The 8,495-nt window shown below is 69.3% G+C and carries 10 protein-coding genes and 1 tRNA gene; 8 read left to right on the forward strand and 3 right to left on the reverse strand.

What is annotated here, in order from left to right:
- Positions 1 to 83 precede the first annotated feature (83 nt).
- Positions 84 to 1,535 (reverse strand): FAD-binding oxidoreductase, encoded by a 1,452-nt coding sequence (locus tag FV228_RS13985; protein ID WP_147855179.1) that lies wholly within the window; start codon positions 1,533 to 1,535, stop codon positions 84 to 86.
- A gap of 135 nt (positions 1,536 to 1,670) precedes the next feature.
- Here FV228_RS13985 and FV228_RS13990 point away from each other — a divergent pair, with 135 nt between their 5' ends.
- The 3 genes from FV228_RS13990 to FV228_RS14000 all read left to right on the forward strand — a co-directional run bounded on the left by FV228_RS13990 (position 1,671) and on the right by FV228_RS14000 (position 3,025).
- A complete protein-coding gene (locus FV228_RS13990; RefSeq protein ID WP_147855180.1) occupies positions 1,671 to 2,366 on the forward strand; it encodes a fumarylacetoacetate hydrolase family protein in 696 nt (231 codons plus the stop codon).
- 11 nt (positions 2,367 to 2,377) lie between these two features.
- On the forward strand, positions 2,378 to 2,842 hold the full coding sequence (locus tag FV228_RS13995; RefSeq protein WP_147855188.1) for an NUDIX domain-containing protein: 465 nt from the start codon (positions 2,378 to 2,380) through the stop codon (positions 2,840 to 2,842).
- A gap of 108 nt (positions 2,843 to 2,950) precedes the next feature.
- Positions 2,951 to 3,025, forward strand: a tRNA-Gly gene (locus FV228_RS14000).
- Between the two features lie 165 nt (positions 3,026 to 3,190).
- Here FV228_RS14000 and FV228_RS14005 read toward each other — a convergent pair.
- The gene (locus FV228_RS14005) at positions 3,191 to 3,391 is read right to left on the reverse strand and encodes a hypothetical protein (protein WP_147855181.1); all 201 of its coding nucleotides are present in this window, start codon (positions 3,389 to 3,391) and stop codon (positions 3,191 to 3,193) included.
- A gap of 253 nt (positions 3,392 to 3,644) precedes the next feature.
- Here FV228_RS14005 and FV228_RS14010 point away from each other — a divergent pair, with 253 nt between their 5' ends.
- The 5 genes from FV228_RS14010 to FV228_RS14030 all read left to right on the forward strand — a co-directional run bounded on the left by FV228_RS14010 (position 3,645) and on the right by FV228_RS14030 (position 6,125).
- On the forward strand, positions 3,645 to 3,887 hold the full coding sequence (locus tag FV228_RS14010) for a hypothetical protein (protein ID WP_147855182.1): 243 nt from the start codon (positions 3,645 to 3,647) through the stop codon (positions 3,885 to 3,887).
- Between the two features lie 28 nt (positions 3,888 to 3,915).
- Positions 3,916 to 4,131 (forward strand): hypothetical protein, encoded by a 216-nt coding sequence (locus FV228_RS14015; protein WP_147855183.1) that lies wholly within the window; start codon positions 3,916 to 3,918, stop codon positions 4,129 to 4,131.
- Between the two features lie 102 nt (positions 4,132 to 4,233).
- Positions 4,234 to 5,514: an O-acetylhomoserine aminocarboxypropyltransferase gene (locus FV228_RS14020; RefSeq protein WP_147855184.1), complete on the forward strand. Its 1,281-nt coding sequence runs from the start codon at positions 4,234 to 4,236 to the stop codon at positions 5,512 to 5,514.
- 82 nt (positions 5,515 to 5,596) lie between these two features.
- Complete coding sequence (locus FV228_RS14025; RefSeq protein WP_147855185.1) at positions 5,597 to 5,857, forward strand: type II toxin-antitoxin system RelB/DinJ family antitoxin; 261 nt, start codon at positions 5,597 to 5,599, stop codon at positions 5,855 to 5,857.
- A complete protein-coding gene (locus FV228_RS14030; RefSeq protein ID WP_147855186.1) occupies positions 5,844 to 6,125 on the forward strand; it encodes a type II toxin-antitoxin system YafQ family toxin in 282 nt (93 codons plus the stop codon). Before FV228_RS14025 ends, FV228_RS14030 begins: the two co-directional genes overlap by 14 nt.
- 149 nt (positions 6,126 to 6,274) lie before the next feature.
- On the opposite strand, the gene FV228_RS14035 is transcribed toward FV228_RS14030, so the two are convergent.
- Entirely contained in the window at positions 6,275 to 8,062 is a 1,788-nt protein-coding gene (locus FV228_RS14035) for an acyl-CoA dehydrogenase C-terminal domain-containing protein (RefSeq protein ID WP_147855187.1), read from the reverse strand.
- Positions 8,063 to 8,495: the final 433 nt, after the last annotated feature.

The following is an 8,495-nucleotide window of genomic DNA, read 5'->3' on the forward strand; positions in this document are numbered from 1 at the left end:
GCCGGTCACGCCCTAGCCGCGCGCCTATTCACCCGCGACCTCTGGCTCGACCGCTGCGAGGCGCTCTACGCGCAGGCGCGCGGCTAGGGCGTGACCGGCGGTGCGCCGCCGGGGATCGGGATCACCTTTCCAGGGTTCATCCGATCCTCGGGATCGAGCGCCGCCTTGATCCGCCGCATCAGGTCGAGGCCGACCGGGTCGGCGTAATGCGCCAGCTCGTCGCGCTTGATCAGGCCGACGCCGTGCTCGGCCGCGATCGAGCCGCCGAGTTCGTGCACGATGTCGTGGACGATGCGGTTGAACCGGCCCCATTCCGCCAGGAACGCGGCGCGGTCCAGCCCGGCCGGCTGCGTCAGGTTGAAGTGGATGTTGCCGTCGCCGAAATGGCCGAAGCCGCAGGGGCGCAGGCCCGGCATCGCCGCGCTGCAGGCCGCGCTCGCCCGCTCCAGGAAGTCCGGCAGCTTGGAGAGCGGCACCGAGACGTCGTGCTTGATCGAGGCGCCCTCCCGGGTCTGCGCCTCCGGCACGCCCTCGCGCAGGGCCCAGAGCGCGGCGTTCTGGGCGCCGCTCGCCCCGATGGTCGCGTCGGCGATCGATCCGGAGTCCAGGGCCTCGCCGAGGGCGGCCTCGAGTTCGGCGCGCGTGTCGGCGTCGGGCCGCGCGGACGACACCTCGATCAGCGCGTAGGCGCCGTATTCGCCCGCGAGCGGCCGGACCGTGCCCGGGACGTGCCGCAGGACGATCTCCAGGGCGAAGGGCGGCAGGTACTCGAAGGCCGTGAGGTCGCGGTCCATCCGCGTGCGCAGGAAGACGAACAGGTCGAGGGCGGCGCGGGGCGAGTCCAGGCCGACGAAGGCGACGCTGGTGGAGCGGGGCCGCGGAAACAGCTTCAGCACCGCCGCGGTGACGATGCCCAGCGTGCCCTCGGACCCGATGAACAGCTGCTTCAGGTCGTACCCGGCATTGTCCTTCCGGAGCGCCCGCAGCCCGTTCCACACCCGCCCGTCGGCCAGCACGACCTCGAGCCCGAGGACGAGGTCCCGGGCGTTGCCGTAGGCCAGCACGGCGATGCCGCCGGCATTGGTGGCGATGCCGCCGCCGATCCGGGCGGAGCCCCGGGACGCGTAGGAGAGCGGGAACAGCAGGCCGGCCCGCTCGGCGGCGTCCTGCACCTCCGAGAGGATCATCCCGGCCTCGACCGTGATCGTGGCATCGACCGGATCGACCGCGCGCAGGCGCGCCATCCGTTCCAGGGACAGGACCACGCCACCCTGCGGGACGCCGCCTCCGGTCAGCCCGGTGTTCCCGCCCAGCGGCACTACGGCGAGGCCCGCCTGGGTGCAGGCGCGGACCGCGAACGCAACCTCCTCGGTGCTACCCGGCCGCAGCACGGCCAGCGCCGAGCCCGTGAAGAGCTTGCGGCTCTCGACCAGGTAGGGCGCGAGGTCCTCGGGCTCGGTCAGCACGTGGCGCGCGCCGATCCCGTCGCGCAGGGCGCTGAGCAGCGTATCGTGGGGAAGGGGAGGGGGCGTCATCACTGAAATTTTGTAGGCCAGCCGGCGCCGGTTGCAAGCGCCGGGATGGCGCGGGCCCCGGCAGGCCTTACAACGCTCCTGCACGCCCGGGGCACGTGCGCCCGGTTTTCAGCACGCTCCACCTTAGAGGCCGCGATGCTCTCCGTTATCCAGAATCCCCCCCGGATCGCCCTGCCGATCGCCGGCAGCAGCGACCTGTTCCCCGTGCGCCGCGTCTACTGCGTCGGCCGCAACTACGCCGCCCATGCCCGCGAGATGGGCGCCGACCCGGATCGGGAGCCGCCGTTCTTCTTCATGAAGCCGGCCGACGCCCTGCAGATCGTCGGTGCCGAGCCGACGCCGCACACCTATCCGCCCCAGACGCAGAACTACCATTTCGAGGTGGAGCTCGTAGCCGCGCTTTCCGGGGGCGGCAGCGACATCCCGACCGAGACCGCCCTCGACCAGGTCTACGGCTATGCGATCGGCCTCGACATGACCCGGCGCGACCTCCAGGACGAGGCCAAGAAGCTGTCGCGGCCCTGGGATCTCGGCAAGGCGGCCGACGGCTCCGGCCCGATCGGCCCGCTGTTTCCGGCCTCGGCGATCGGCCATCCGGCCAGGGGCGCGATCACGCTCTCCGTCGACGGCGCCATCCGCCAGACGGGCGACCTCGCCGACATGATCTGGTCGGTCGCCGAGCAGGTCGCCTACCTGTCGCGCTACTTCACCCTGCAGCCGGGCGACCTGATCTTCACCGGCACGCCGTCCGGCGTCGGCCCGGTCCGGCGCGGCGAGCGCATGGTCGCGGCGATCGCAGGCCTGGGTGAGATGACCCTCGACGTCGTGTGACGGCGCGCACCATGCTCCTCGACCGGCCGTTCCTGCGGCGCCTGTTCCACCTCGGGGCGCTCGCGTCCCGGGGCATGACGCTGGGCGTGCGCGGCGTCGCCCTCGACCCGCACGGGCGGGTGGCCCTGGTCCGGCACACCTACGTCAGCGGCTGGCACCTGCCGGGCGGCGGCGTCGAGCGTGGCGAGACGGCGGTCGCCGCCATGGAGCGCGAGTTCCGCGAGGAGGCGGAGATCGCCGCGGAGGCGCCGCTGCGCCTTCACGGGCTCTACCGGAACGCCGGGGCGGCGCCCCGGGACCATGTGGCAGTGTTCGTCCTGCCGGCCTTCACGGTGCTGCGGGACAAAGCCCCAGACCGCGAGATCGCCGCCGTCGGGTTCTTCCCGGTGGACGCGCTCCCCGAGGGCACGACCCGGGCGACCGCCGCCCGGCTGCGGGAGATCCGCGACGGGCTCCCCCCCGACCCGGATTGGTGAATCGACAAGAACCGCAAAAGAGACGCTTGCGTCGCCCGGCGGAATGGTGTTTAGAGAGCCGCGCCGGGGGCCGCCGGCACGAAAGTCCAGGCGGCCAGGCACTAGTGAGCGGGTGTAGCTCAGGGGTAGAGCACAACCTTGCCAAGGTTGGGGTCGAGGGTTCGAATCCCTTCGCCCGCTCCAGTTTTTCTTCCCAACCAGATCTACGCAAAACGCCTCCGGGCGTTTTTTGCATTTGCGGCCGATGCGGCGGTCGCGGCCGCTACTGGGTTTCGCGATCGCGGCCTCTGGCGAATGGGAAACCCGTCGCGTGTCGGACGATGCCGCGGATCGTCCGCGGCGGCGCGCTCAGCCGCGCCCTCCGTCGGCGAAGTGCTCGCGGATCCAGCATTCTCCCGAGATCCGGGCGCCGTTCTGCGTGACGAACGCGTAGGGCGAGCGTTCCACGACGGTGCCGCCACCGGCCCGGATGACCCAGCGGTAGCAGCGCGGATCGCGCGCGCAGGGAATGACTTCGACGCTGTGGGCGGGTATCAGATCGATGGACATGGATCATCAACGTTCCACGCCGGAAATCCGCTCCGAACGACCGGCCCGCGTGATTACTTAAGTGTGGAATCACACGCTCGCAATCGTCGGATCGGCCCGTCGGCGCCCCGCACGGGCCTAACCGCAACGCGGGTTCGACCCGGTGGCAGCGCGCCGAGGCACGCCGCCCATCTCGCGCCCTGCCATTCAGGATGTCCGCGCCCGCCGGCCCACCCATTCGTCGCCCATTACCGTTCGCACCAGAGGACACCGCATGCCGATCAAGGCGCTCAACGACCGCAAGAAGCTGTCGGGGGATTTCAACGACGCCAACGACGCGTTCATCGACGAGGTGCTGAAAGCCCTCCAGTCCGGCCAGATTCCGATGGATCTCGCCCGCGCCTACCTCGCGCATCCCGTCGCGATGATGCACACGGATGGAGCCCAGGCGGTGGCCAACTACTTCGACCGCATGCTGGCGCAGCGGCCGACCATCGACTGGACGCCCGGCGACTGAACGGCCCGGGCCAAGAAAGGGATTGCGGATGACCCTCGACGAGGTCGAAGACCTGAAGCGCGCGCGCGGCGCCCTGGCGCGGCAGCGGAACGCCATCGCCAAGCGATTGGGCGGGATCGACGTCGCCCCGATCTCCATGGCCGAGGACCTCACCCGGACCCTGCTGGCCATCGAGGCCGTGGACCGCGCCCTGGTCGATGCCGGGCAGCCCCATGTCGATATCGGCGCCGCGCACGAGGCCTAGAAACGTGAGAGGCCGGGCGGCATCGACCGCCGGGCCTCCGTCGAACCTTGCGCCCCGCGCCCGCGCGGGCATACAGGCGAGACGGTGCGAGGAGACCTGACGATGACCGACCGCCTGCCCGGCTTCAACACGTTGGCGATCCATGCGGGCGCCGCCCCCGACGCGAGCACGGGCGCGCGGGCCACGCCGATCTACCAGACCACGAGCTTCGTGTTCGACGACGTCGATCACGCGGCCTCGCTGTTCGGGCTGCAGGCCTTCGGCAACATCTACACCCGGATCACCAACCCGACGAACGCCGTGCTGGAAGAGCGCATCGCGGCGCTGGAGGGCGGTACCGCCGCGCTCGCCGTGGCCTCGGGCCACGCCGCCGAGTTCCTCACCATGCACGCGCTGATGCAGCCGGGAGACGAGTTCGTCGCCTCGAACAAGCTGTATGGCGGCTCGATCAACCAGTTCAATCACTCGTACAAGAACTTCGGCTGGTCCGTGGCCTGGGCCGACAACGACGACCCGGCCTCGTTCGAGGCGGCGATCACGCCGCGCACCAAGGCGATCTTTTGTGAGTCGATCGCCAACCCGGGCGGGGTCATCACCGACATCAAGGCGCTCTCGGACGTCGCGAAGAAGCACAACATCCCGCTGGTCGTCGACAACACCATGGCGACGCCGTACCTGATCCGCCCGTTCGAGCACGGGGCCGACATCGTCGTCCACTCGGCCACCAAGTTCCTGGGCGGCCACGGTAATTCGATCGGGGGCCTGATCGTCGACGGCGGCTCGTTCCAGTGGGCGGGGGACGCCCGCTACCCGATGATGAGCCAGCCCCGGCCGGAATATTCCGGCATGGTGCTCGCCGAGACCTTCGGCAATTTCGGCTTCGCCATCGCGTGCCGCGTGCTCGGCCTGCGCGACCTCGGCCCGGCTTTGTCGCCGTTCAACGCCTTCCTGATCCTGAACGGCATCGAGACCCTGCCGTTGCGGATGCAGCGGCATTCCGACAACGCCCTGGTGGTGGCCAAGCACCTCGTGCAGCACGAGGCCGTCTCCTGGGTCAGCTACCCGGGCCTGGAGACCGACCGCTACCACGCGCTCGCCAAGCGCTACACGCCCAACGGCGCCGGCGCGGTCTTCACCTTCGGTCTGAAGGGCGGCTACGAGGCCGGGGTGAAGCTCGTCTCGAACCTGCAACTGTTCTCGCACCTGGCCAATATCGGCGACACCCGCTCCCTGGTGATCCACCCGGCCTCGACCACGCACCGCCAGCTCACCGACGCGCAGAAGACCGCCGCCGGGGCGGGGCCGGAGGTGGTGCGGCTGTCGATCGGCCTGGAGGATCCGGCGGATCTGATCGAGGATCTGGATGGTGCACTGGGGGCTTGAGAGCGGCCAGAGACACGTCGAGGTATCATGGCGCCGGATCGTCCGCGGCATCACGGTGTGATGCGGGCAGGAGGTCGACCCCATGGCTGACACGCTGATCCAGGCCAGTATCGACTCAGCCACGGAGGAAGAGTCAGCTGCGGTCCTGGCTACGATAGGCCTGACGGTGTCCGATGCCGTCCGGCTGATGCTGGTCCGTGTCGCGCGCGACAGGGCTCTGCCCTTCGAGCCGCTCATTCCGAACCAGACGACCCTTGCCGCCATGGAGGAAGCGCGGCGGGGCGGCCTGGTTCGGTTCGACAGCGTGGCCGCATTGATGGCCGACCTCGATGCGGACGGTTGAACGCACCGTTCAATTCAAGCGGGACTACAAGCGAGAGACGAAGGGGCGTTACCGCGCAACGCTGGTTGCAGATCTGTCGCCCGTAATTGATGCTTTGATGGTCGATCAGCCGCTGGACGCCCGTCATCGCGATCACGCTTTGGTCGGCAATTGGCGCGATCATCGCGATTGCCACATCAAACCGGATCTCGTGCTGATCTATCGCTTGCCGGATGCGCAGGCGCTCCCGCTGGTTCGTCTCGGCTCACTTGCTGAACTCGGCCTTTGACGCCGTCGCGTTGCCACAACGGCGTCCTGAAGGACGGTCGCGAAGTGGTCGCTTCGTCGCAAGAACTTGCGAAAACGCGACGTTCGCGATCGTCTGTGGAGTTTGGCTTCGCATGAAAGCCGGTCTTTGAACCGGCCTTCGGCGCGCGCCTAAAAAACCTCGTCCGCCAGCGCCATCGTGGTCTCCGACCCGGCCTTGATCCGGACCAGGCGCAATGCGGTCTCCGGCAGCATCCGCTCCATGAAGAACCGGCCGGTGGTGAGCTTGGCCGCCCAGCGGGGCGCGGCGTCCTCCGCCTGCTTGGCGAGCGCCGCCTTGGCGATCCGCGCCCACATGTAGCCCAGCGCCACCAGGCCGAAGAGGTGCATGAAGTCGGTGGCGCCCGCGCCGGCATTGTCGGGCTTCGAGAAGGCGTTCTGCATCAGCCACATGACGGCGCCCTGGAGGTCGTTCAGCCCGGCCTGGAGCGGCTGGGTGAACGGGGCCATCGCGGGATCCTCGCCGTGGTCCTTCAGGAAGGTCTGGACTTCGCCCAGGAAGGTCATCATCGCCCGGCCGCCGTCCTTGGGCAGCTTGCGGCCGATCAGGTCCATGGCCTGGATGCCGTTGGCGCCCTCGTAGATCATGGCGATGCGGGCATCGCGCACGAACTGCGACATGCCCCACTCCTCGATATAGCCGTGGCCGCCGAACAGCTGCTGCGCGTCCACCGCGTTGGCGAAACCACGGTCGGTGAGCACGCCCTTCACCACGGGAGTGAGCAGGCCGAGATGGTCGTCGGCGGTCTGGCGCTCCTTGGCATCCTCGGACCGGTGCAGGATGTCGGCCTGCAGGGCCGTCCACAGCATCAGGGCGCGGGCGGCCTCGTTGAAGGCGCGGATCTGCATCAGCGTGCGGCGGACATCCGGGTGGACCAGGATCGGGTCGGCCGCCTTGTCGGGCGCCTTGGCGCCGGTCAGCGCCCGGCCCTGGAGCCGCTCCTTCGCGTAGGCCACCGCGTTCTGGTAGGCGACCTCGGACTGGCCGAGCCCCTGGACGCCGACCGCCAGCCGCGCCTCGTTCATCATCACGAACATGGCGTTGAGGCCGCGATTCTCCTGGCCGACCAGCCAGCCCGTGGCGCCGTCGTAGTTCATCACGCAGGTGCTGTTCCCGTGGATGCCCATCTTGTGCTCCAGGGAGCCGCAGGACACGCCGTTGCGGGCGCCCAGCGAGCCGTCCGGGTTCACCAGGAACTTCGGCACCACGAACAGCGAGATGCCCTTGGTCCCGGCCGGCGCGCCCTCGATCCGGGCGATGACCAGGTGGACGATGTTCTCGGCGAGGTCGTGCTCGCCGGCCGAGATGAAGATCTTGGTGCCGGTGAGGCTGTAGGAGCCGTCGCCGTTCGGCGCCGCCTTGGTCTTCAGGAGCCCGAGATCCGTGCCGCAATGCGGCTCGGTCAGGTTCATGGTGCCGGTCCAGGCGCCCTCGACCATCTTCGGGAGATACAGCGCCTTCTGCTCGTCCGTCCCGTGGACGAGGAGCGCCGCCATCGCGCCCTGGGTCAGACCCGGATACATCCCCAGCGCGAGGTTCGCCCCGGAGGCGAATTCCTGCATCGCGGTGTTGACGGTGTGAGGCAGGCCCTGGCCGCCGAATTCCTCCGGGACCGACAGGCCCATCCAGCCGCCCTTGGCGTAGGCGTCGTAGGCGGCCTTGAAGCCGGTGGGCGTGCGCACGCTGCCGTCGGGCTCGCGGCGGCAGCCTTCGAGATCGCCGGCCCGGTTCACCGGGGCGAGGACCTCCTCGGCGAGCTTGGCGCCCTCGCGCAAAACCGCCTCGACCACGTCCGGCGAGGCGTCGGCGAATCCGGCGAGATTGTCCCGGGCATGGAAGCCCAAGACATCGTTGAGCAGGAACAGGGTGTCGTCGACCGGGGCGCGGTAAATCGGCATGCTGGAGTTCCCCCTCGTTCCGGCTGAGCGCCAAATCGGCCCGCTCGTTTCCGAGCATCTAAGCGCGCCGCCGCATCCGGAGCAACGGTTCTGCCGTCGCGGGCGCGGGATCTGTCAGGGGCATGCACGCGAGCGCCGAAGATTACTGGGTCATGCTCGCCTTAACCGTGTGTTTACCAAGAAAGTTAAAGGTCCCTTCGAACGATCCGGCACCCGCGCTCCGTGGATACCGTCTCTCGGTCCCGCCCCGCGAACAGGATCAGCGCCGAACGCTGCCGACGACAGGCCTCCGATGACCCGTAACGCCATGCCGCAGCTCGACAGTTTCGACCCGGAGGTGCTCGACGCCGCCCGGGACGTCGCGGCGCGGGCGGGCGTCCCGCTCGAGACCTGGATCGCCTCCGTGGTGCCGCAGCAGCAGGGCCTCCAGGGC

The organism is Methylobacterium sp. WL18, from assembly GCF_008040015.1.
GTDB classification, from domain to species: Bacteria; Pseudomonadota; Alphaproteobacteria; order Rhizobiales; family Beijerinckiaceae; genus Methylobacterium; species Methylobacterium mesophilicum.